Consider the following 23,075-nt stretch of genomic DNA (forward strand, 5'->3'; position numbering starts at 1 on the left):
GCCACAATGGCCTGCTGAGGGATTTCATCCCAAAGGGCATGTCCATGGAGCGGTTCTCTGATGAGGATATCCTGAACATGGCAGATACGCTGAACCAACGCCCACGGCGTGTTTTGGGCTACCATACGCCGTCAGAGCTATTTGATGCATTCCTCGATGAAGTTTATGCTAGTGAGTGTATTTCCTGATTATGGTTGTTCAAATTCAACTTGCAATTTACCATAAAAATATATTGGTCTAATACCTCATAAATAGAAGCCTGCAAATCATATATCTCCTATTATCGTGTCTATTAGACGCAAAAAAATCTCAGAAATCTTAATATACTAAGACTTCTGAGATTTAATAAACCCAACATTAAATTATTATTCCCACTCAATCGTCGCGGGCGGTTTACTCGTAATATCGTACACGATACGGTTGATGTGGTCTACTTCATTTACGATGCGGCTGGAGATTTTATCCAATACGTCGTAGGGGATTCTGGCCCAGTCGGCGGTCATGAAATCCGTCGTCGTGACGCCGCGGAGGGCTAAGGTATAGTCGTAGGTGCGGAAGTCGCCCATAACGCCGACGGTGCGGTTGCTCGTGAGGACGGCAAAGTACTGGTTAATGGAACGCTGCAGTCCGGCGTTAGCAATTTCTTCGCGGAAGATAGCATCGGCGTCGCGGAGGATGGCGAGTTTTTCCTTCGTGATTTCGCCCATGACGCGGATAGCCAGGCCCGGTCCCGGGAAGGGCTGACGCCATACGAGGTAATCAGGAAGTCCCAGTTCTTCGCCCAGTTCGCGGACTTCGTCCTTAAAGAGGTTGCGCAGCGGTTCAATAAGGCCTTTGAAATCGACGACTGCCGGCAGGCCGCCTACGTTGTGGTGGCTCTTGATGACAGCGGCGTCACCGGCGCCCGATTCGATGACATCAGGGTAAATCGTACCCTGCGCCAGGAAGTCGACAGCGCCGATTTTACGGCCTTCGTCTTCAAATACGCGGATAAATTCTTCGCCGATAATCTTGCGCTTCCGTTCCGGTTCGCTGACGCCGGCCAGCTTCGACAGGAAGCGTTCCGACGCGTCAACGCGGATAAAATTCATGCCCGAGCCTTGGAAAGCCGCTTCGACTTCGTCGCCTTCGTTTTTACGCATGAGGCCGTGGTCCACAAAGATGCAGGTCAGCTGGCTGCCTACGGCTTTAGAAATAAGGGCCGCCGCAACGGAGCTGTCTACGCCGCCCGACAGGGCCAGTACGACCTTGCCGTCACCGACGGTCTGCTTGATCGTTTCGATAGCCGTCTTGGCATAGTTGGCCATCGTCCAGGTACCGGTGCAGCCGCAGACTTCAAAGAGGAAATTGTGAAGCATTTCCTTGCCGTGTTCCGAATGGAGCACTTCCGGATGGTACTGCATGGCGTAGAGCTTTTTCGCCGGGTTCTGCATAGCCGCTACGGGGCAGTTATCCGTATGGGCGACGATTTCAAAGCCTTCGGGAATGTCCGATACATAGTCCGTATGGCTCATCCATACGATTTCTTTTTCCTGCAGGCCTTTAAACAACGGGGAAGACGTGTTGACGGTAACCGGCGTCTTGCCGAATTCGCGCATTTCCGCAGACTGCACCTTGCCGCCCAGGGTCTGAGCCATAAACTGCATGCCGTAGCACAGGCCGAGGACAGGGATTCCTAAGTGAAATACTTCTTCTTCAATCTTCGGCGCATTGTCCTCATACACGCTGGCCGGGCCGCCTGTAAAGATAATGCCCTGAGGCTGCATTTCCTTTATTTTTGCCAGAGCCTTCTGATACGGGTATACTTCGCAGTACACGTGGTTTTCACGGACGCGGCGCGCAATAAGCTGATTATACTGACCGCCAAAATCGACAACAATAACGAGTTCTTTGTTATCCATTTCTTCCTCCTCATTTACGATAAAATCTCCCAAGCTGCAGTGCAGTCATGGTTTTATGATTCTGTTATTATATCATGAATGGACGCGCAGAAAAAGAGGCAACCAGAGAAGATACGTCAAAAAAGCAGTCCGGCAGAGCATCTCCTGTCTGCCGGACTGCTTTTTGCGTATCTCCGATATTACTTATTTTCTTCCGAAGCGCCGTATTCCTTGTACAATTCATCCAAAATATTATACCGCGTGACAATTCCCACGACGCGGCGGCCGTCTACGATGGGAATGACCTTCAAATGTTCCGCTACCATGACGCCGGCCAGCTGTTCTACATCGGCGTCGGGAGCCGCGATGATGACGTTCTTGGTCATCATTTCCTTTGCCGTGCAGGCCATCAGCTTTTTAAAGCCCTTGTCGTACTCGCTGATGCCGTTGTAATAAATGCTGGCTCCCAGTAAGTTGACGTAGTGAGGAACGTGAGGCTTGATTTTTTTGTACAGCAAATCTGCGTCGGTAATGATGCCGATAAGCTGCTCTTCTTCGTCTACGATAGGAATCGCCGCCACCTTATTTTTTACAAACATGTGGACCAAACTGAAGACGGACGTAGACGGACTTGCCGTCACAAAATTCTTTTCCATGATATCAGACGCAGTACGTTCTTCCATAAGCTCAACCCCTTTTTCCGATGTAATGCCAACCATATCCTAGCTTACAAATCGAGTATGTATAAATGCTATATGATATATCGTATATAATAAGTATTACACATACGCAAGGGAAATTCCTGCTTGACAAGGAAATTTTTTACTCGCCTTTACCAATGATAGGGCTCATGGCGCTGAATTTTGACAGCCCGATAAATTTGCTCCAGCAAAATCATACGGATCATCTGGTGCGTCAGCGTAATGCGCCCAAAGGATATGCGGCTGTCGGCGCGGCGGCGCACGCCGTCGGACAACCCGAAGGGACCGCCGATGATGAAGGTCAGCTCGCTGCATCCATGCAAGGCTATTTCGGAGAATTTCGCCGCCATGTCTTCCGACGAAATCAGCGTCCCCTGCACGTCCAGCACGAATACGTACGATCCCTGGCGGACGTGGCGCAGCATTTTTTCTCCTTCCTTCTCCAATACCTGCCGCTTTTGGGCATCCGAGGGATTATCAGGCATCTTTTCTTCCGGAAGCGCCGTGATTTCTACCTGTCCGTACGGCCGCAGCCGCTTGAGAAATTCATCGATGCCCGCCGTCAGGTACTTCTCTTTTATTTTTCCAATAGTAATAATGTGATATTTCATTAGCCTTCTTCATTCCCCGGACTTGCCTGCAAGACGACCGTCGCCGTCTGTTCCGATTGGCCGCGCATGTAGGTAATGGAAACAGACTCGCCGACCTGGCAGCTGTCCAGCACATTCTGCAGCACTGTAAAATCTTTGACTCTTGTGGCATTAATCGACAGGATGATATCGCCGCGGCTGATGTCGGCCTGATCCAGCGGGCCACCGGGCACTACTTTATAGACGAAAATCCCTTCTACGTCAATTTTCATGCCGAAGCGGGCTGCCATCTGCTGATCCAGCCCGTACAAGCCGAGATAGGGCCGGACGACCTTGCCGTTTTTAATCAGCGCGTCGAGGATCGGCCGGGCCGCATTGATGGGAATGGCAAAGCCCAGGCCTTCTACGCCTTCTTTGGAAATCTTCGCGCTGTTGATGCCGATGACCTTGCCGTCGGCGTCGACCAGCGCGCCGCCGGAATTGCCCGGGTTAATGGCCGCGTCGGTCTGAATCAGCTTCATGCTTTGCCCTTCAGCGCCCAGGGTCCGATTCATCGAGCTGATGACGCCGGCCGTAACGGTGCCCTGAAATTCCAGTCCCAAGGGATTGCCGATGGCGATGGCCGGCTCGCCGACCTGCAGGGCATCGCTGTCGCCGAATTCTGCGACGGGCAGGTTATCCACATTGATCTTGACGACGGCCAAATCGGTCTTTTCATCGCGGCCGACGACCGTGCCCTCCGTGCTCTGCCCGTCGGCCAGCGATACGATGACGGTCTTGCTGTTGCCTACGACGTGCTGATTCGTAGCGATATAGCCGGCTTTATCAAAAATAATGCCGGAGCCGACGCCTTCGCCGACCAGGACGCGGCGGTTGAAAATATCGCGGTCATAGACCTTCGTCGTAATGCCGACGACAGCGGGCGACACCTTTTTCGCTGCCCGTACGACGGCCGTATTGCGGGCATCGGAAATATCGCCGGACGGGGCCGGCTCGGCCAGCTGCTCTATCGTTCCCTGGTACGTGCGGTTGGGGGCGAAGAAAACGTCGTGAATTTTAAATCCGCCGGCGACACCGACGGCAATCAGTATGATCCCTACGGCGGCGGTTAGCATGTGTTTGCGCTGCATCAGGCATTACCTCCTTCTTGAAAGCGGACATGGCCGTTTTGACAGGCCAGGCGCAGCAATATATCCTGTCCGACGACGCGGCCGCCCCGGCTGAGCACGGTCCGTACCGTGTGCAGGGACAGGGCGGGCGTATTATTTTTTTCACTGCGATGCGCCAGCAGTACCTTCATCAGCCCTTTCGAGGGGATACGGGCCAGAAATTCCGCCGCATCGCGGTTGGACAGATGGCCCCACCGGCTCAAGATGCGGTTCTGCAAGGCGTAGGGATAAGGCCCGTTTTTCAGCATTTCCTCATCGTGATTGGCTTCTAAAATTAAGATATCCGAATAGGCCGCTGCCAGCTCCACGTCATGGCTGATATATCCCAAGTCCGTAGCCAGGGTAATCTTGCTGTCGCCGTGATAAATCGTATAGCCTACGGGGCGGGCTGCGTCGTGGGAAATCAAAAACGGCACGATTTGTATTTCTTTCAAGCCCACGCGGCGAGGCAGGCGGACAAACCGGCCGGCATATTCGCCGGCTTTTCTGCCCAGGCAGCTCCACGTCTCCCGCGTCGTATACACGGGAATATCCGTCTTTTTCAGCAGCGTCGCCAGGCCGTTTACGTGGTCGGCATGCTCGTGGGTAATAAAGACGGCGTCCAGCTCGGACAGGGAGCATCCATACGCTTTTAATCCCTTTTCGATGCGGCGGCAGCTGATGCCTGCGTCGATAAGTATTTTCGTATGGCCGCAGCGGATAAACGCGGCGTTTCCCTTGCTCCCGCTGGCCAGCATGCTGACTAAGCAGTCTCTGTGGCGCGCTTCACCGCCCATGACCGGAATATCCTCCCGCTGCCCTTCCGCCGGCAGGACGGCGCATCCGGCCCGCTGCCTGGCCCGCCCGATTGACGCGGCCAGCTGTTCCAAGCGAAGCTCGCTTTCCGTCATAGATTTCCCCCCTTGTAGTCCTTCTCTTCGTGCTATTATAGCATAGGTTTGGCAAAAAAAAACCATCGTATCGGAATTTCTCCTTAACGATGGCGTATTTGGTGGGCCTAGGTGGACTTGAACCACCGACCTCACGCTTATCAGGCGTGCGCTCTAACCAGCTGAGCTATAGGCCCATGACGTATTTAGTATACCATACAGTTGTCAAATGTCAAGATAATGGTGGGCCTAGGTGGACTTGAACCACCGACCTCACGCTTATCAGGCGTGCGCTCTAACCAGCTGAGCTATAGGCCCATATCTTTGTGACTTGCTTAGTATACCACATTTCACCGAAGTGTCAAGATTTTTCCGCAAATTCTTTTAAAATTTCTGTTTCCTTATGGATTTCCCCCTTGCCGGCACGTTTTGCTGGCAAGGGGGAAAACAAATTAACGTCTCGTCTTAGGCATAGCTTTCTATCAAGGTCTTGAAGGCCGCGAAGGAGCGCCTGATCATATCGGGGTCTACGCAGTAGGAAATGCGGACGTAACCGGGGCAGCCGAAGCTGTCGGCCGGTACGATGAGCAGGTTGAGCTTCTTGGCCTTTTCGGAAAAGGCGTTGGCGTCGGGTTCCGGCGATTTGACAAACAAGTAGAAGGCGCCGCTGGGATAGACGCATTCGTAGCCCATCTCCTTTAGCCCGTTGTACAGCAGCTTGCGGTTTTCGTCGTATATATTCATATCCGACAGCTTGCCCATGCATTTCAGCACGACGTCCTGAAACAGATGAGGCGCGCAGACGAAGCCCATCGCCCGGCCGGCGCCGCACACCGCCGTATACACGGCCTTGGCATCGGCAGCGCAGTCCGGCACGAGGATGTAGCCGATGCGTTCGCCCGGCAGCGACAAGGACTTGCTGTAGGAATAGCAGATAATCGTATTGGCGTAGAATTTCGGCACGTACAAAATCGGCAGGCCGTCGTAAATGATTTCGCGGTACGGTTCGTCGGAAATCAAATAAATAGGATGGCCTATATCAGCCGATTTTTTCGTCAGCAAGGCTGCCAGCTTCGCATACGTGTCGGCCGAATACACCGTGCCGGCCGGATTGTTCGGCGAGTTGACAATAATCGCCCGCGTATGAGGCGTAATGGCCTGTTCCATCGCTTCCAATGAAATCTGGAAATGCTCCGTATCAGGAGGCAGCACGACCTCTTTCGCTCCGGCGTTATGAATGAAGACAGTATATTCCGGAAAAAACGGAGCCACGACGATTACCTCGTCTTCCGGACTTTCGACGAGGGCTTTCAGCGTGACCGTCAGGGACGCCGCCGCGCCGCAGGTCATATAAAAATTATCGGCCGAAACGCCGGCGTCGTAGGTTTGATTCATGTAGTCGGCCAGGCCGCGGCGTACCGCCAAATCGCCGGCAGCAGCCGTATAGCCGTGCACGTCGACGGACTGGCGGGTCGCGACGATTTCTTCAATCGCTTCCTTGACGCACGCCGGAGCCGGAACCGTCGGATTTCCAATGCTGAAGTCAAAGACGTTTTCCCTGCCGACGACGGCCGCCTGTTCCTGCCCGTAGGCAAACAAATCGCGGATGACCGAAGCCTGCGAGCCCAAGGCGTACATTTCTTTTGATGGCATAATCATCAACCCCTTTTTCGTAATGGTTTTATTATACCACAACTCGTGAGTGTATACGGCAACGTATCGTAAAAAATTAGGCGTACGAGGCGAGAGTCCGTAAACTATTTCAAAGAAACGCAAAAATTTTCTTCTCTGCGATTTGAAAAGGCCTGCGTCTTGTGGCATAATAAGATGTTCCAACATATATTATCATCAGGAGGTCTCTATATGAAGAAATTGAACCCTTACGTGTATTTATTTACGATGGGTCATTTTTCCGTAGACTGGTCACAAGGCGCTATCCCCGCCCTGCTGCCGTATTTTATCGCAACGTATAATCTCAGCTATCAGGACGCGGCGACGCTCATCTTCGCCAACATGCTGTTATCCTCTATTTCCCAGCCCATTTTCGGCTATTATTCCGACAAGATATCCAAGCCCTGGTTCGTCCCTCTCGGGCCGGTCCTCTGCGGCATCTGCATCACTCTGCTGGGAATTACGGACAATTACTGGCTCATCTTCCTCTGCTCCATGTTCTGCGGCTTCGGCTCCTCTATTTATCATCCCGAAGCGGCGCGCATGGTCAATAAGATTTCCGGCCCCTTAAAAGGCCAGGCTATGGGAAGCTTTTCCGTCGGCGGCAACGCCGGCTTTGCCGTCGGGCCTATCGTCGCCGGCTTCTGCGCTTATACCTTCCACATTTACGGATTGGTCATATTCGGCCTTATCAATTTCATCATCGCCGCGCTGATTTATCATTTCATGCCGAAGGTGCTCCTTCAGGTAAGCGACGCCGACATCGCCGAAACAAAGGCCCATCCGAACGAAGAAAAGCACAACGACTGGCGCTCGTTCAGCAAGCTTACCGTCGTCATCTTCGTCCGTTCCATCGGCTTTACCCTCTGCAATACCTTTATCCCTATCTATTGGATTCACGTCCTGCAGGCTTCGCCGTCCCAAGGCAGCTTCGCCTTGTCCATACTATTTTTCATGGGCGTAGTCATCACCTTTATCGGCGGCATTCTGGCCGACCGCTTCGGCTTTATCCGCATCATGCGGGGCTCCTTCCTCATCATGGTGCCGGCCATGTTCTTCTTCGTCAACAGCACCGATTTATGGCTGTCGACGCTGCTCCTCATCCCCGTGGCCTTCTCCCTCTTCGCCCCGTACAGCCCTATCGTCATTTTGGGGCAAACCTTTTTGGGCAAAAACGTCGGCTTCGCCTCCGGCGTCACCCTGGGCCTGAGCACGACAATGGGCGGCCTCTTCTCTCCCCTCGTCGGCTGGGGAGCCGACACGTGGGGCCTGACCTCGGCCCTGCAGGTATTATGGGTCTGCGCACTCATCGGCGCGATCTTCACTTTCCTCGTTCCCACGCCGGAGCAATGGAAGCAAAACGGCATGAAGTAAGGAAAACCGATGCCAGATACAGCAAAGCCCCTCGACGCTATCCACGCGCTGAGGGGCTTTTTGAATACGCAGACGACAAGCTGTCAGGCTTTCAGCTGCTTAATGAACCATGCGTAGGCTACGCAGAGAATCGCCGCCGTGACGGCCCAGCTGACGGGAAATACCATCATGAGCGTCGCAAAATCAGGTTCCCAGGCAAAGACGGTATACACCCAGGTCACGCGGGTGCCGCAGATGCCGAAGAGGGTAATCAGCGCCGGTATGAGCGAGCTGCCGTAGCCGCGCATCGCTCCGGACAACACTTCGATGACGGCGTTGATAAATTCCAGGCCGGCCACGTATTTCAGGCGGATAAAGCCCAAGGCGACGACCGTACTGTCGTCGCTGAAAATATGCAGCAAGGGCACGCCGAACAGGATCAGCAGGGCGCAAATACAGGCCGTCAGCAGCAGGTCCTGAAACAGGCACCACTTCATCGCCTGTTTGCACCGTCTTATGTTCCGGGCCCCGTAATTCTGGCTGACGAAGGTCGTGCAGACCTGTCCGAAGGCGTTGATCAGGAAGAAGGTAAAGATTTCCAGGTTGAAGGCCGCCGCCGACGCCGCCATGACGTCGGGCCCCAATTCATTGATAGCCGACTGGATGCACAGGTTGGACAAAGCGAAGACCATGCCCTGCATCCCTGCAGGCAGGCCGATGCGTAGCATAGGCAGGAGAATCCGTTTATCCACATGAAACTCCGTCAGGCGGACGCGGATTTCCGTCTGGCTGCGGCACAGGAAATAAAACAGCATGGCCGAACTCAGGGCCGTCGCGACGATCGTGCCGATTGCCACGCCTTCAACGGACATATCCAGGACGAGGATGAAAAATAAATTCAGGCAAAATTTAGTAATGCCCGACGCAATCAGGCAATACAGGGGCGTGCGCGTATCGCCCTGGCTGCGGAAAATCGACGATTCGAAATTATACAGCAGGATAAACGGCATGGCCAGCCAAAAAACGCGCAGATACAAGACGGCCAGATCGAAAATTTCTTCCGGCACCGATAAGAGGCGCAGCAGCGGCTCGACCAGGAGCTCGCCTGCGACGGCCATGGCGACGCCACATCCCAGGGCGACGAGGATAGCCGTGTGGACGGCGGCGTGGACGCCCTGGATATTCTTCTTGCCGATAAAACGGGCGATGATGACGTTCGCTCCCAGCGATATGCCGATAAACAGGCTCAGCACCATGCCGATGATCGGGCTGTTGCTGCCGACGGCCGCCATGGCTTCCTTGCCGACAAACTGGCCGAGCATGGCGATGTCGGCGGCGTTGAACAGCTGCTGCATGATGCCTGTAAAGGCGAAGGGCAAGGCCACGACGAGGATCTTATCCCACAGCGAGCCTTCGAGCATGTTGACGCTTCTCGTATTGTTCTTTCTATTCATATTGCCGCACACCTGACCTTACGGATGAAACAGAGCCCTCCGCAGCACACCGCTATGCCCGCAGATGCTTGACAAACCATTGATACGCTGCGATGAGAATGACTGCCGAGACGCCCCAACTGATAGGAAAGACCATCATCAGCGTTTCAAAATCAGGCTCCCAGGAAAAGACCGTGTATACCCAGGCAATGCGGGTGCCGCAGATGCCGAACAGCGTGATGAGAGCCGGTATGAGCGAGCTGCCGTAGCCGCGCATGGCCCCGGAAAATACGTCGATAAGCGACTCGATGACCTCCAGGCAGCCGACGTAGGTCACCCGTATCATGCCGTAGGCAATGACGGCGGCGTCGCTGTTGAAAATACTTAAAATCGGTATGCCGAAGGCGTACACGAAAGCCCCGCAGGCTACACCGATGATAATATCCTGTACAAGGCACCATTTCAGCACCTGCTTGCACCGGTCCAGCTTGCGGGCGCCGTAATTCTGGCTGACAAAGGTCGTGCAAACCTGTCCGAAGGCGTTGACGATGAAAAAGATGAAAATTTCTACGTTGAACGCCGCTGCCGAGGCGGCCATGACGTCGGGACCCAGGCCGTTGATCGCCGACTGGATGCACAGATTCGACAAGGCGAAGACCATGCCCTGCACGCCTGCCGGCAGGCCGATGCGCAGCATGGGCATGAGTATCCGCTTGTCTACGTGGAAATCCTGCAGATGGACGCGGATATCCGTCGTGCTGCGGCACAGGAAATAAAAGAGCAGTCCCGAGCTGATCGTGCTGGCAACGACCGTACCGATGGCCACGCCTTCGACAGACATGTCGAGGATGAGGATAAAAAAGAGATTCAAAAAGAATTTGACTACGCCGGAAACGATCAGGCAGTACAAGGGCGTCCGCGTATCTCCCTGGCTGCGGAAAATCGACGATTCGAAGTTATACAGCAGGATGACCGGCATGCCTAAGAGAAAAATCCGCAGGTACAGCACGGACATATCGAAAATTTCATCGGGCACCGACAAGGCCCGCAGCAGGGGAGCCGCCGCGATTTCCCCCAGAATCGTCATGACTACGCCGCTTCCCAGGGCCACGAGTATGGCCGTGTGGACAGCAGCATGGACGCCGTGGATATTTTTCTTGCCGATAAACCGGGCGATGACGACGTTTGCCCCCAGGGACACGCCGATAAACAAGCTCAGCACCATGGCGATAATCGGGCTGTTGCTGCCGACGGCCGCCATAGCCTCCTTTCCGACAAACTGGCCGAGCATGGCGATGTCGGCGGCGTTAAACAGCTGCTGCATAATGCCTGTAAAGGCGAAGGGCAAGGCTACGATGAGGATTTTATCCCACAGCGAGCCTTCCAGCATATTCACTTTTCTTGTTCGTTTTTCTTGTTTGATTTGTTCCATATCAACTTAATTATGCACATTAAAGTATACTCTCGTCAATACAAAAATGACCGGCAGACGTTGCATTTTCTGTCTGCCGGTCGTTCTTATGCGGTTAATAAATGATTTACGCTTCCAGCCCCAAGCGGTACAAGCGGTTGGCGTTGTCGAAAAAGACGGCCTGCCAATACTGCTCGGGAATAAAGGCTTTGACAAAGGCCACGTAATCGCCTAAATTGGCCAACGGCCAGTCCGTGCCGAACAGGACGCTGTCGTAGCGGTTCAAATAGCACAGCCAGTCGCGCAGCATCGAAATATAACCTTCCTTGGCCTTCAAAAAGCCGTTCATGTCGTGAATCTTTCCCTCAAGCAGCCCCGACAAGTCGACGGCGACGTTGCGGTTCTTTTCCAGCACGGCGATGGCGTCCTGCAGGAACGGATTGCCGATATGGCACATGACGAACTGCACGTCCGGATGCCTGACGGCCGCCTCGTCGAGCGTGAGAGGATGACTGTATTTGAGCAGGGCGTTGGCCGTCGCCGTAAGGCCCGTGTGAACGGCTACGGGCTTGTCGTATCTCTTCGCCAGCTCATATACGGGGTCGTATACGGGATCGTAAATATAGACGTGATTATACCCCGGGTAGAGCTTGATGCCGCAGCACTGCTTCCGCTTCAGGTTTTCTTCAATCAACGGGAGGGATTCCTCGATATGGTCGTTGCAGCCGCTGCTGTCAAGGCCGATGCAGTAGCTCATGAATTCGGGATAAACGTGCCCCTCCGGGTCCAGCGTCCCGTTGCCCATGACGACGCCGTGAACGTAATGGTATTGGGCATAGGCCTGCCGCAGGTGCTCGGCCGAGTTGACGTGGCCCGCTGCCAGTGCCAGCTCGTTAAAGCCCTTGAAATCGCGGAAATGGAAATGGCTGTCGATAATTTTCAATGTATTGCCCTTCATCGCCTGCGCTCCTACTCAGCTGTAATCGTTTCTAAGGCAATGCGGATCATATCGTCGAAGGACGTCTGCCGTTCTTCCGCCGTGCAGGCTTCCTTGGTCAGCAAGTGATCGCTTACGGTAAACAAGCCTAAGGCCTGAACGCCGTATTTCGCCGCCAGCACGTACAGCCCCGCCGTTTCCATTTCCACAGCCATGATGCCATACGCCGTCAGTTTGTCGTTATCGATTTCATCGTCATAAAACCGGTCTACCGAGACGATGTTGCCGACGCGGACGGGAATGCTCTGCCGCGCCGACGCGTCGTAGGCCTTCCGCAGCAACTCAAAATCTGCCAGAGGCGCGTAATTGATGGACGGGCCGAAGATGTTGCGTATAATGGACGAGTCCGTCGTAGCTCCCTGGGCGATGACGACGTCGCGCAGACGGATATCCTGGCGCATAGCGCCGCAGGTGCCGACGCGGATCAGCTTTTTGACGCCATAATCGCGCATGAGCTCCGTCGAATATATAGAAATAGATGGAATCCCCATCCCCGTGCCCTGGACGGAAACGGCGTGCCCCTTATAGGTTCCCGTATATCCAAGCATATTGCGGACGCGGTTGTAGCAAACGGCGCCGTCCAAAAAATGCTCCGCTATATACTGAGCCCGCAGCGGGTCGCCGGGAAGCAGTATCTTATCGGCAATATCGCCGGCCTTGGCTTCAATGTGCAAACTCATAACAAGGACCTCCTTTGTACAGCCCTATCGCTGTTAGTCTATAATCGAATATCGCCTTTATTATATCACAATTACAAAGAGCTCGTCATAGATAATAGACGTCCTTTATCAATTTTTCCGCTTTCATTTTTAGGCAAATTCGCTGTTTCAATAAAACGGTCCGGAACCTCCTGAGGCAGCAGCCGTCGCCGCAGCGCCGCTATGCAGCGCGTTTTATCCTGTTTCCATATATCGGACGAAGAAATATAAACGATGAGCTCGTCTCTGTGAGGCCGGCGCAGGACGACGACGGCCCCCTCTGCGTCGGGAATACATTCCCGCAGCGCCCTTTCCACTTTATAGGCCGATATGCTGACGCCGTTAACCCGGCAGATATCATCGCTGCGGCCAAGGTAATGGAGCAGGCCGCCGTCGTCTATATATCCCCGGTCATGGGTCGCGTAGGGCATGGATAAGCCCAGCACATGGCCTGCCGTGGAGACGGTAATTTCCTGAGTGTCCTCCTGCACGGCGACATACACCCCTGCGAAGGGCCGGCCTACGAGGGTGTCGTCATCGGTCATGTCCTCATCCCTGATGTAAGTGATATAGTTCAATTCGCTGGAACCGTAGTACAAGACAATCTCTGCCATCGGAAAGACCTGCTTCAGCTGCCCGGCCTGCCGTTTTCCCAAGGCCTGGGAACCGCTGATCATATGCGTCACCGTATCGGCAGCACAGCCGGAGGCTTTCATCCGCTTCATCAAGAGAAACAGCTTCGCCGGAATCATATACAGCGCGTTGACCCGGTACGTTTCTATCATCGTCAGCCACTGCTTAGGATGGAAGCCGTCGGCTCCTATGACAGTGCCTCCGGCGGAAAATACGCCGAGATACATGTTTAAGTTTCCCGTAAAGGCCAGGCTCCCCTGGCAAAGCATGACCGTAGTTTCATCGACGCCGAATACGCCGTTCTGCGCGGGAAAAAAGGATGCCCAGCTGTCATAGGTCCGCCACCACAGCTTCGGCCGGCCTGACGAACCGGATGTCATCACGCCCATACAGGCCGCTTCCGGCGGGACTTGCGAACAATCATGCCGGCCATATCTTGTCTGCGGAGCGATGACCGGTACCCAGTTCGTGCCGGCGTAAGCCAAAAACTGAATCAGTTGTTCGGCAATCGTATCGGCATAAATCCACCGGCAGGCACGTTCTCCGCCGACGGCATCCCGCAGCGCCTGAGCCCGGCGCGCCAGCTGGCCGTAGGTATACTGGCAGGTTTCCGTAACGAGGGCCGTTTTTTCAGCGTCCTGTTCTTTAATAAGCGATAAGTAATCCATAGTCTACACTCTTTCTATAATCATAGCCTTGCCCAGGCCGCCGGCGCCGGCAATACTGCAGCAGCCCAGCGCGCCGTCCCGGGCCCGCAGCCCTTCGATAGCGTGCAGGAGCAGCACGGCGCCAGTCGCCCCGTAAGGATGGCCGTATGCCAAGGCTCCGCCGAAGGGATTGTAAGCCGCCACGCAGCGTGGAAACTGGCGGGCAAATAATTCGCCAATCAGGGCGAAAGCCTCATTGATTTCAAAAATATCTATGTCTTCGCCGCGCAAACCGCATCGTGTCAGCACGGCTTCTGCGGCCTGCACCGCTCCGACGGGACTCAGCAGCGGGTCTGTGCCGCAGGAGACGACGCCGCGTATTTTAACGGCCGGCTGCAGTCCATACCGGCGGGCGTACGCAGGAGAACACACGATCACAAAGGCTGCACCGTCGTTGGTGAGGCAGGCATTGGCCGCTGTAATCACTGTTCCATCGGGCAATACCGGCTTCAAACGCCGCAGCAGCTGCGGACGCATGGCTGGGCGAATGCCTTCATCCCGCGCGCCGCCCCATACAGGGGCAATGCACGGCTGAAACACGCCTTCCCGCACGGCCTCTCCGGCCAGAGCATGGCTGCGAAGGACCCAGGCATCCAGCCTCTCCCGCGTAATCTGAAATTGTTCCGCCGTGTACTCGGCACAGCGGAGCATGCAGTCTTCACTCCATACCTGCGGGCTGAATTGAGCCGTCATATACCAGTTCTCATCGCCGCGGTAGGCCGGATGATTGGGATGACAGCTTCGCCGCGGCTGGGTAGACGCGCTGTCAAAGCCGCCGGCCAGAATACATTCCGCCTGTCCCGAAGCCACCTTTGCCGCCGCGATGGCAATGCTTTCCAGGCCGCTGCAGCACTGCATGTCGACGGTCACGGCCGGTACGGATACATCCAATCCCGCTTCCAGCGCGGCCAGCCGGGTAATGTTGCCGCCGCAGCCTACGCTGTTGCCGCCGATGATTTCGTCGATGCGGACCAGCCCGTATGCGCAGATCACTTCCTGCAAAACGGCTGCGCCCAGCTTCTCTGCCGGCACATGGCGGTACATGCCGTTATACACGCCGATGTAGCTGCGCAGGCCGCCGATAATATACACGTCGTTCATCGCATCGCACCCAGGATCTTATACAAGGGCCGGGCCAAAGCCGCCGCCCCCAGGCACTTGACGATATCCAAGGGGATAAAGGGGAGCACGCCGCTGAGCACGGCCGCCTCCCATGTCATGCCAGTAATGAGCTTCAGCTGGATGCATCCCAGCACGTCGATAACCGGCAGGCCGATGCAGACGCCGACAAGGGCGAAGCGCTTGAAATTGTACTCCTTCCCCTTCAGCCAGGCAATGAGCGTCACGGCGACGACATACCCCCAAATATACCCGCCTGTAGGGCCGAACATTTTTCCCGGGCCGGACGCGCCGCCCGTAAACACGGGGATGCCGATAAGGCCGATGCAGACGTACGCCAGCATCGCGGCACAGGCCTGCTTCGGCGGCAGCAGATAGGCCACCAAATTGACGACCAGCGTCTGCAGCGATATAGGCGACATAGAAAAGGGCAGAGGAATAATCATATACGCTGATACGCAGTTCATGGCGATGAGCAGGGCCAGCCGCGTCAGCGTTCCGGCATCATATGTTGTTGATTTCATCATGTACACGCTCCTTATAGGGTAATCGTTCTATCGTATTTACCAGGCGGCCGCCGACATAGCCTTCTATACCGGCAGCCGTCTCCACGAGGCAGAGCTCTTCGCCGGCATATACGGGCTTTCGGAATTTGCAGCGCCAGCGAAGGCCGTCTTCATCCAGCGACGACAGCAGCCGTTCCAGAAAGCACAATCCGGGGACGACGGCCCTCTTTCCCCGATGTATTTCGTTGGCATCGCCGCTGACGGCCAGGTAATCCTGTATTTCCTCATCAGAAAAAACATGACGCCACAGGACTTCGCCATCAGGAGCACCCTCGGCCTCGGCCGATATAATCTCCCGGGAAAGGCTGAGAGGCTTGACCAGCAATACCGTCAGCGACTGACGGCACCTGCCGCCTTCATCCCATCCCAGCACTTGCAGCACGGCCCGCCGCTCCGTCTTTCGGCAGATCTCCAATGAAAACGAATGGGCCTTTCCTTCCAGGCACAGCGAGGCTTCTGCCAGGAACCAGCCGGAAAAATCATAGCTTTTACAGGCAGCCAGCTGCTGAATCAGCTGCATCATCAGCATCCCTTCTTTCTGTTCAATATGTATGGGATTATAGCAATTTCATTTATCAGTGTCAACTATATAAATTATTTTAAGTTAACAATAAATTGAACTATCGTTATTTATTTCACATAACAAACTATACGCTTTGAGCAATATGCTCTTATTACCTTATCTATAATTAAAACATTATAATAAATATATTTCTTCAGTTTATTCATGTATTATGCGTTTTTTAGCTGTATCATATTCAAATATGAGTATTTAATATAAGCAAACGCTTTTTTCCTCTTGCATTTATTTGTGAAAAAATGTACTATATGTATAACGAGATTGTGAAATTTAGAACTCATCTTTCCCGTTATACCGATGATGTTCCAAAATTTGCTATAGGCTGTGACGCCATATCAGCCGCAACAGTGTTTCAGGTCATCATTAATTATTTTTCGATTATGAATCATAGCAAACAAAAATATATGTATAAGGTATTATTTTTTGTAATAACTTTGTATACCCTCTTGCATTTATGTTGAAAAGTTTGTTATGATTATAATAACAATATATCATTCATACTGATGATACATTTGCAACATGTATGTCTTATCCGGACATACTATTACATTCAAACCATAAGGAGTGATTTTCTGTGAAAGAAGTAGTAATCGTAAGTGCTTGCCGTACAGCTATTGGTAAATTTGGCGGTTCCCTGAAAGACGTTCCTGCAGCAGATTTGGGCGCTATCGTTATCGAAGAAGCCATCAAACGCGCAGGCATCGACAAAGCTATCGTTGACGAAGTCGTTATGGGCAACGTTCTCCAGGCTGCTCAGGGCCAGAACCCTGCTCGTCAGGCTATGATCAAAGCAGGTCTCCCCGTTGAAACGCCGGCTATGACGATCAACAAAGTCTGCGGTTCCGGTCTCCGCTGCGTATCCCTCGCCGCTCAGATGATTAAAGCCGGCGACGCCGACGTTATCGTAGCAGGCGGTATGGAAAACATGTCCGCAGCTCCGTACGCTATTCCTAAAGCTCGTTATGGCTACCGTATGGGCAACGGCGTATTGGTCGACACGATGATCAAAGACGGCTTGTGGGACGCTTTCAACGATTACCACATGGGCATCACGGCTGAAAACGTAGCTGAACAGTTCGGCGTTTCCCGTGAAGATCAGGACGCTTTGGGCGCTCGTTCCCAGCAGAAAGCTTGCGAAGCTATTAAGAGCGGCGCATTCAAGGATCAGATCGTTCCTGTCGTCATCCATGGCAAAAAAGGCGACACTGTTTTCGATACAGACGAATTCCCGCGTGAAGGCACGACGGTTGAAAGCCTCGCTAAATTAAAACCGGCCTTCAAAAAAGGCGGCACCGTAACGGCTGGCAACGCATCCGGCATCAACGACGGCGCAGCTGCATTCGTCGTAATGTCTGCTGAAAAAGCTGCTGAACTCGGCCTCAAACCGATGGCTAAAGTCGTAAGCTACGCTTCCGCAGGCGTTGATCCTTCCATCATGGGTATCGGACCTGTTCCTTCTTCCCGCAAAGCTTTGGAAAAAGCCGGCCTCACAGCTGACGATCTCTCCCTCGTAGAAGCTAACGAAGCGTTCGCAGCACAGTCCGTATACGTTGTTCGCGAACTCGGCCTCGACATGAGCAAAGTCAACATCCACGGCGGCGCTATCGCTCTCGGCCATCCGATCGGAGCTTCCGGCGCTCGTATCCTCGTTACGCTGCTCTACGGCTTGAAAGAAGTCGGCGGCAAATACGGCTTGGCTACCCTCTGCATCGGCGGCGGCCAGGGCACGGCTTGCATCGTAGAAAACATCGACTAATTTCAATTGATATTGTCGTAACTAAACGCATGGGCATCTTTGTCCATGCGTTTTTTTGCACTTCTGACAATGTAAAAAATGGGAAAGTTTTTTACTATATCTTTACGGTATATAACGTTCTCTATACGTACTATTTTCATATAATTATTTTTCAAAAACTATTTTATTTTCTTCACAAAAATGATAGAATGAACTAGCCAAAATAAATAGTTGTTCATACTAAAATTTTACAATGAAAGAAGGACTGATAATGAAAACTACACGTCGTAAAATGTCTTTGGTTCAGCTGACCTTCGTCACTGCAGCCAATATGTTGGGGGCAGGCATCATCATGCTGCCGACCAAACTTGCTGAAGTCGGTACGATTTCCATTATTTCGTGGTTAATTACGGCTCTCGGCTCGCTCGCCCTGGCTATGACTTTCGCCCGATGCGGCATGTTTACTACGAAGCCTGGCGGAATGGGCGGTTATTCCGAATACGCCTTCGGGCGAATAGGACATTTTATGGCAAATTATGCCTATGCAGTTTCCATCGTCATTGCAAACGTGGCTATCGCCATTTCTGCCGTAGGATATGGCGCCGGGTTCTTAGGAACCTCCTTTACGCCGCTGCAAACATGTTTATATACAATCGCCTTGCTCTGGATTGCGGCCGCGTTAAATTTCAGCGGCTCCCGCTATTCGGGCAAGCTCAGCACGATAACGATCTGGGGCGCGATTATTCCCGTCCTGGGCATCTCGCTCATCGGCTGGTACTGGTTTGAACCGTCTACGTGGATTTCTTCGTGGAATCCGAACGACGTCGGGTTCATCGACGCCGTCGGCAATTCCATCGCCCTGACCCTCTGGTCTTTCCTGGGTCTGGAATCGGCTGCCGTCAACATGGACGCCGTAGAAAATCCGCAGCGTTCCGTTCCCATCGCAACCTTCGTCAGCACCTTGGGCGTAGCCTTTATCTATGTCGCCTCGACGAACGTCATTGCCGGCATCGTTCCCAATGCGGAAATCCTGAGCTCCAGCGCCCCCTTCGGCCTGGCCTTTTCGTACATGCTCGGCTCTACGGCCGGCAAGGTCGTCATGGGCCTGATGGTCTTCTCCTGCGCCGGCTCGCTCCTGTCGTGGCAGTTTACCCTGGCCCGCGTCTTTAAGACCAGCGCCCAGCGGGGCTTGTTCCCGAAGGTATTCGCCAAGGTCACCAACGCCGACGTTCCGGTCAAAGGCATGATCCTCATCCTGGCTATGCAAAGCTGCCTGGCCCTGATGACCATCAGCCCGACGCTGGCCAAACAGTTCGAGCTCCTGGCAAACCTGGCCGTCGTGACAAACGTTATTCCTTACATCTTCTGCGCTTTCGCATTGAAATCTATCTTGGAAAAAGAACAGATTTCCAATGCCGTCTGCAACAGAAATACGTCTATTTTCCTGTCCGGCGTATCTATTATTTACTGCATTTACGCCCTGACGACGACAGACGCCGTAACCTTCTTCAGCGGCTGCCTGGCAGCCTTCATCGGCTGGATGATTTACATGGTCCGTTTCAATATCCTGAAACAGCCCTTGCCGCTGCAAAATAAATAAACACGTGCAAAAGAGCCGGTCCTCGCGGATCGGCTCTTTTTATATCGGTCGTAATTATTTTATGAATTTATACATAGCCATGACAAACACGTTTCCAACGGCGACAGAGGCAATGCCCAAACAGCTTTCTACGACAAACGGCGTAATGAATACGAGAAAATTATTTTGCACGACAGGCATGCATTGGAAAATAAGGGAGCTGAAAATTTGCAGGCGGCTGTCAAAGATAATCGAATTCGCCACCAGCCAGACAGCCGTCATCACGACGATGCGCAGGCACTGGATAATCCGCTCCTTCCCCGGCAGGCCCTTTGACGGGAAAAAATAAAAGGCGAACACGGCGATGACGCATATGCCCATAGCGATAAATCCAAAACCCATGATGCCCATCACGCCGACGACCAGGCTGGTCGTTACTTCGCCGTCGCCGACATCCGGAAACAAGAGCATGCCCATGACGGCGCAAGGCAGGGGCAGGCTATATAAAATCGTATCCAGAAATTCGGAAAACCAGTAGGCCCGGCGGCGCTTCAGCCACCAATCCACGCCCCAGGCAGCCAGAGACTGCAGCGTCAGGGTCCCCATCATCCATACGAAAAAGGAAGCGACCCGCAAGGCGTATTCCTGCCAAAACGGATAGGCCATGAGGCCGTTGAGAATGGCGACGGCAACGCACAGGGCGACGATGCCGCCGTATAGTATCGCGCCTACGGACGCATATTGCGACGTTCCCATCCCCTTCATCTGCCGGCGGCGCACCGTAATGGGCAGGCTCAGCGAAGCCAAAATGAACACCAGGACCGACAGGGATACGAACAGGCCCTTATCGGACGCAAAGGCGCCGAAGGGAATGGGGACTGTCCAAAGAGCCAGCCGCAGAACTGCCCGCACGCAATCTGTCACAGATGCTCTCATAGGCTCCCTCCCTTCGCCGTATCCGACCCGGTCAGGCAGGCCAGGCCATAGGCCAGCAGCAGCGTGACGCATACCTTGCCGTACATGCCGACAATGAATACGATATCCCGTCCAACAGTCGGCCATTCCCAAAAGGACGACGATTTCCAGATATCGCCCATACAGGCGCTGAAAACGGCAAAGGCCGCGGCGACAGCCAGCCACATGACGACAAAGGCAGCCCGGCTTATCTTCCGCTGTTCCGGGCCGAACCGCGCTTCGGCGCTGCCTAAATAAGCCCAGGGAACCAGGAAGGACAAGACCGTATAGCTCACCAGGGCCACGACGGCGCTGGAGCCGTTATGTATCGTATACGCCCCGATGGGAATCGGGATAATAAAAAAACACATGAACACGCACTGACGAATTACATCGCAACAGCCACTCATTTCTTTTCTGTACCTCCATTACAGGAACTCTCTTGCTTAATAATTAAGTATACCACATACAGGGCATACATGGGTAGTCGTTATAGCCGGCCGGTGCAATCTTCTATTGCGAAAAAGACGGCTCTTGTGTACAATAGATAATAATTACGCAAATATTTACATAGAAAGGTATTTACACAATCATGTCCAAAACATTCCAATCCCTAGGCATTACGCCGGAGCTTTGCGAACTGCTGCGCAAGCAGGGCATCCGCGAGGCTACGGCCATACAGGAACAGGCAATTCCGCCTGTATTTAAGGGGCGCGACATACTGGCCCAGGCCCAGACCGGCACGGGAAAAACCTACGCCTTCCTCCTGCCGTCGCTGCAGCAGGTCAAGCCAAACGTCCACATGGAGCAAGTGCTTATCATCGCGCCGACGCGCGAGCTGGCCCGGCAGATTGCCGAAGTAGCCGACGCCCTGGCTCCGGCCCTCGGCGTTGACGTCCTCAGCCTCATCGGTGGCAAGACGATTGAAAACCAGCTGCAGAAGCTGCACCGCCATCCCCATGTCATCATCGGCACGCCGGGCCGCCTCCTGGACCACTGCCGCCGCAATTCCCTCGATTTAAGCGGCGTCGGCCGGGTCGTCGTCGACGAAGCGGACCAAATGCTGCAGTCGGGATTTTTAGAAGACGTCGACATCCTCATCAGCATGACGCCCAAGCGCCGTCAGCTCCTGTTTTTCTCCGCCACCATACCGGACAAAATCAGAGGCCTGGCAAAAAAACACATGCAGAATCCCCTGTCGCTCCGCGTATTGGAAGGCGAAACCATCGCCCTGGAGCAAATTGAACAGCGCATCTACATGACCAGCGAGGATAAAAAATTCCCCATGCTGTGCCAGATGCTGCAGGAGATGAATCCCTACCTGGCCGTCGTATTCTGCAACACTAAAGAGCGGACGGCCCAGCTGGCCGGTCAGCTCATCGCCGCCGGCTTCAACATCGGCGAGCTTCACGGCGACATGTCCCAAGGCCGCCGTACCCAGGTGCTGCGCGACTTCGCCCGGGCTAAGACGCAGATTCTCGTGGCGACGGATATCGCCGCACGCGGCATCGACATCGAAGGCATTACGCACGTATTCAATTACGACGTCCCCCGTGACGTAGATTATTATATCCACCGCATCGGCCGGACAGGCCGGGCCGGCAACGAAGGATTGTCCGTCATGTTCGCCACCGGCGCCGACGAAGACTGGGTCCGCCGCATCGAACACAGCATTCACGCTACGATTACCAAATATACGACGAGCGGCAAAATCAAAGTCAAGGCCAGCGCGCGGCCTCCCAAAAAGAAAAAGGTATACAAGGACAAGCTGCCGGCCAGCACGTACCAGCCTACGAAAAGCAAGCGCCACAAAACGCTTCATAAGGGAGGGGACAACCGCCGCCGGCGGTAATATACAGCAAGGAGGTACTGAATATGAAAAAACAATTAGCCGTCGTCCTGGCCATTCTGACGCTGTTCGTCAGCGCCGGCTGCTCCCAGACAGACACGCAGGACGCCAATAAGGCCAAGACCACGCAGGAACAGCAAGTCGACAAGGGAAAAGCTGAAAAGGCCACGATCGGCGAAGTTGCCGGCCTCGGCGATACGGCCCAGGATTGGGAAGCCGAATTCGGCCATCCCTACGCGCAAGGCGATACGCTGAAAGTATACAAGGGCGGCCTCTACGAAGTCGTATTTGAAAACGACCGGGCCGTTACGATTACCTTGCCGGCTAAAGACGGCAAAGAACCGGCAACGGATACGCTTCTTCCCCGCGACGGCAAGAAGCAGTCGGAAAACAGCCAGCAAACGGGCGGCATGACCATGACTGTAGAAAAATGGCACAGCCATATGCTGGAAAAAGCGATTCCCGACACGAAGGGAACCTATACGGTCATGAAAAATAAGAACGGCGAAGAATATGACAGTATCATCGTCGACTGCACGCCTAATTTGAAAAAATAAATACAATCATACGAAAAAGGCTCC

Annotated in this window: 21 protein-coding genes and 2 tRNA genes; 5 read left to right on the forward strand and 18 right to left on the reverse strand. The window is 53.9% G+C overall.

Annotated elements, in window-relative coordinates:
* Positions 1-365: 365 nt before the first annotated feature.
* From guaA to CJ260_RS10970, 8 genes are all read right to left on the reverse strand, one after another.
* Complete coding sequence (guaA, locus tag CJ260_RS10935; RefSeq protein ID WP_095630206.1) at positions 366-1,901, reverse strand: glutamine-hydrolyzing GMP synthase; 1,536 nt, start codon at positions 1,899-1,901, stop codon at positions 366-368.
* 179 nt (positions 1,902-2,080) lie between these two features.
* Positions 2,081-2,563: a CBS domain-containing protein gene (locus CJ260_RS10940; RefSeq protein WP_095630207.1), complete on the reverse strand. Its 483-nt coding sequence runs from the start codon at positions 2,561-2,563 to the stop codon at positions 2,081-2,083.
* 149 nt (positions 2,564-2,712) lie between these two features.
* Positions 2,713-3,192, reverse strand: a complete 480-nt coding sequence (gene rlmH / locus CJ260_RS10945; RefSeq protein ID WP_095630208.1) for a 23S rRNA (pseudouridine(1915)-N(3))-methyltransferase RlmH — start codon at positions 3,190-3,192, stop codon at positions 2,713-2,715.
* Positions 3,192-4,304 (reverse strand): S1C family serine protease, encoded by a 1,113-nt coding sequence (locus CJ260_RS10950; RefSeq protein ID WP_095630209.1) that lies wholly within the window; start codon positions 4,302-4,304, stop codon positions 3,192-3,194. The genes rlmH and CJ260_RS10950 overlap by 1 nt, the downstream gene beginning before the upstream one ends.
* Positions 4,301-5,230 carry an MBL fold metallo-hydrolase gene (locus CJ260_RS10955; protein ID WP_095630210.1) on the reverse strand — a complete coding sequence of 310 codons (930 nt, stop codon included), beginning with the start codon at positions 5,228-5,230 and terminating at the stop codon, positions 4,301-4,303. The genes CJ260_RS10950 and CJ260_RS10955 overlap by 4 nt, the downstream gene beginning before the upstream one ends.
* Positions 5,231-5,329: 99 nt before the next feature.
* Positions 5,330-5,406: transfer RNA gene (locus CJ260_RS10960), tRNA-Ile, on the reverse strand.
* A gap of 44 nt (positions 5,407-5,450) precedes the next feature.
* Positions 5,451-5,527 (reverse strand) — tRNA-Ile (locus CJ260_RS10965).
* Positions 5,528-5,674: 147 nt separating this feature from the next.
* On the reverse strand, positions 5,675-6,862 hold the full coding sequence (locus tag CJ260_RS10970) for a pyridoxal phosphate-dependent aminotransferase (protein WP_095630229.1): 1,188 nt from the start codon (positions 6,860-6,862) through the stop codon (positions 5,675-5,677).
* A gap of 210 nt (positions 6,863-7,072) precedes the next feature.
* Between CJ260_RS10970 and CJ260_RS10975 the strand changes: the two genes are divergently transcribed.
* Positions 7,073-8,254, forward strand: a complete 1,182-nt coding sequence (locus CJ260_RS10975; RefSeq protein ID WP_095630211.1) for an MFS transporter — start codon at positions 7,073-7,075, stop codon at positions 8,252-8,254.
* 83 nt (positions 8,255-8,337) lie between these two features.
* Here CJ260_RS10975 and CJ260_RS10980 read toward each other — a convergent pair whose 3' ends face one another.
* The 8 genes from CJ260_RS10980 to CJ260_RS11015 form a co-directional block, all read right to left on the reverse strand.
* Positions 8,338-9,687 carry an MATE family efflux transporter gene (locus CJ260_RS10980; RefSeq protein WP_095630212.1) on the reverse strand — a complete coding sequence of 450 codons (1,350 nt, stop codon included), beginning with the start codon at positions 9,685-9,687 and terminating at the stop codon, positions 8,338-8,340.
* A gap of 52 nt (positions 9,688-9,739) precedes the next feature.
* On the reverse strand, positions 9,740-11,056 hold the full coding sequence (locus CJ260_RS10985) for an MATE family efflux transporter (protein WP_233127980.1): 1,317 nt from the start codon (positions 11,054-11,056) through the stop codon (positions 9,740-9,742).
* A gap of 148 nt (positions 11,057-11,204) precedes the next feature.
* A complete protein-coding gene (locus CJ260_RS10990; protein WP_095630214.1) occupies positions 11,205-12,035 on the reverse strand; it encodes an amidohydrolase family protein in 831 nt (276 codons plus the stop codon).
* A gap of 11 nt (positions 12,036-12,046) precedes the next feature.
* A complete protein-coding gene (gene deoD / locus CJ260_RS10995) occupies positions 12,047-12,754 on the reverse strand; it encodes a purine-nucleoside phosphorylase (RefSeq protein ID WP_095630215.1) in 708 nt (235 codons plus the stop codon).
* Positions 12,755-12,825: 71 nt separating this feature from the next.
* The gene (locus tag CJ260_RS11000; RefSeq protein ID WP_095630216.1) at positions 12,826-14,073 is read right to left on the reverse strand and encodes an AMP-binding protein; all 1,248 of its coding nucleotides are present in this window, start codon (positions 14,071-14,073) and stop codon (positions 12,826-12,828) included.
* 3 nt (positions 14,074-14,076) lie between these two features.
* On the reverse strand, positions 14,077-15,213 hold the full coding sequence (locus CJ260_RS11005; RefSeq protein WP_095630217.1) for a thiolase family protein: 1,137 nt from the start codon (positions 15,211-15,213) through the stop codon (positions 14,077-14,079).
* On the reverse strand, positions 15,210-15,758 hold the full coding sequence (locus CJ260_RS11010) for a biotin transporter BioY (RefSeq protein ID WP_233127977.1): 549 nt from the start codon (positions 15,756-15,758) through the stop codon (positions 15,210-15,212). The genes CJ260_RS11005 and CJ260_RS11010 overlap by 4 nt, the downstream gene beginning before the upstream one ends.
* The gene (locus CJ260_RS11015; protein WP_087476890.1) at positions 15,736-16,320 is read right to left on the reverse strand and encodes a MaoC family dehydratase; all 585 of its coding nucleotides are present in this window, start codon (positions 16,318-16,320) and stop codon (positions 15,736-15,738) included. The genes CJ260_RS11010 and CJ260_RS11015 overlap by 23 nt, the downstream gene beginning before the upstream one ends.
* Before the next feature lie 631 nt (positions 16,321-16,951).
* On the opposite strand from CJ260_RS11015, the gene CJ260_RS11020 reads away from it, so the two are divergent.
* Together CJ260_RS11020 and potE are read left to right on the forward strand one after the other, a co-directional pair.
* On the forward strand, positions 16,952-18,133 hold the full coding sequence (locus CJ260_RS11020) for an acetyl-CoA C-acetyltransferase (protein ID WP_087476889.1): 1,182 nt from the start codon (positions 16,952-16,954) through the stop codon (positions 18,131-18,133).
* A 250-nt stretch (positions 18,134-18,383) separates the two neighbouring features.
* A complete protein-coding gene (gene potE, locus CJ260_RS11025) occupies positions 18,384-19,712 on the forward strand; it encodes a putrescine-ornithine antiporter (protein WP_087476888.1) in 1,329 nt (442 codons plus the stop codon).
* Between the two features lie 54 nt (positions 19,713-19,766).
* Here the strand turns inward: potE and CJ260_RS11030 are convergent, their stop codons facing one another.
* Together CJ260_RS11030 and CJ260_RS11035 are read right to left on the reverse strand one after the other, a co-directional pair.
* Complete coding sequence (locus tag CJ260_RS11030) at positions 19,767-20,627, reverse strand: hypothetical protein (RefSeq protein WP_095630218.1); 861 nt, start codon at positions 20,625-20,627, stop codon at positions 19,767-19,769.
* Positions 20,624-21,016 carry a hypothetical protein gene (locus tag CJ260_RS11035; protein WP_233127978.1) on the reverse strand — a complete coding sequence of 131 codons (393 nt, stop codon included), beginning with the start codon at positions 21,014-21,016 and terminating at the stop codon, positions 20,624-20,626. Before CJ260_RS11035 ends, CJ260_RS11030 begins: the two co-directional genes overlap by 4 nt.
* 221 nt (positions 21,017-21,237) lie before the next feature.
* On the opposite strand from CJ260_RS11035, the gene CJ260_RS11040 reads away from it, so the two are divergent.
* Both CJ260_RS11040 and CJ260_RS11045 read left to right on the forward strand, forming a co-directional pair.
* The gene (locus CJ260_RS11040) at positions 21,238-22,497 is read left to right on the forward strand and encodes a DEAD/DEAH box helicase (protein WP_095630220.1); all 1,260 of its coding nucleotides are present in this window, start codon (positions 21,238-21,240) and stop codon (positions 22,495-22,497) included.
* Positions 22,498-22,520: 23 nt separating this feature from the next.
* Entirely contained in the window at positions 22,521-23,051 is a 531-nt protein-coding gene (locus CJ260_RS11045; protein ID WP_095630221.1) for a lipoprotein, read from the forward strand.
* Positions 23,052-23,075: the final 24 nt, after the last annotated feature.

This window comes from Megasphaera sp. ASD88 (assembly GCF_002287425.1).
Lineage (GTDB): Bacteria > Bacillota > Negativicutes > Veillonellales > Megasphaeraceae > Megasphaera > Megasphaera stantonii.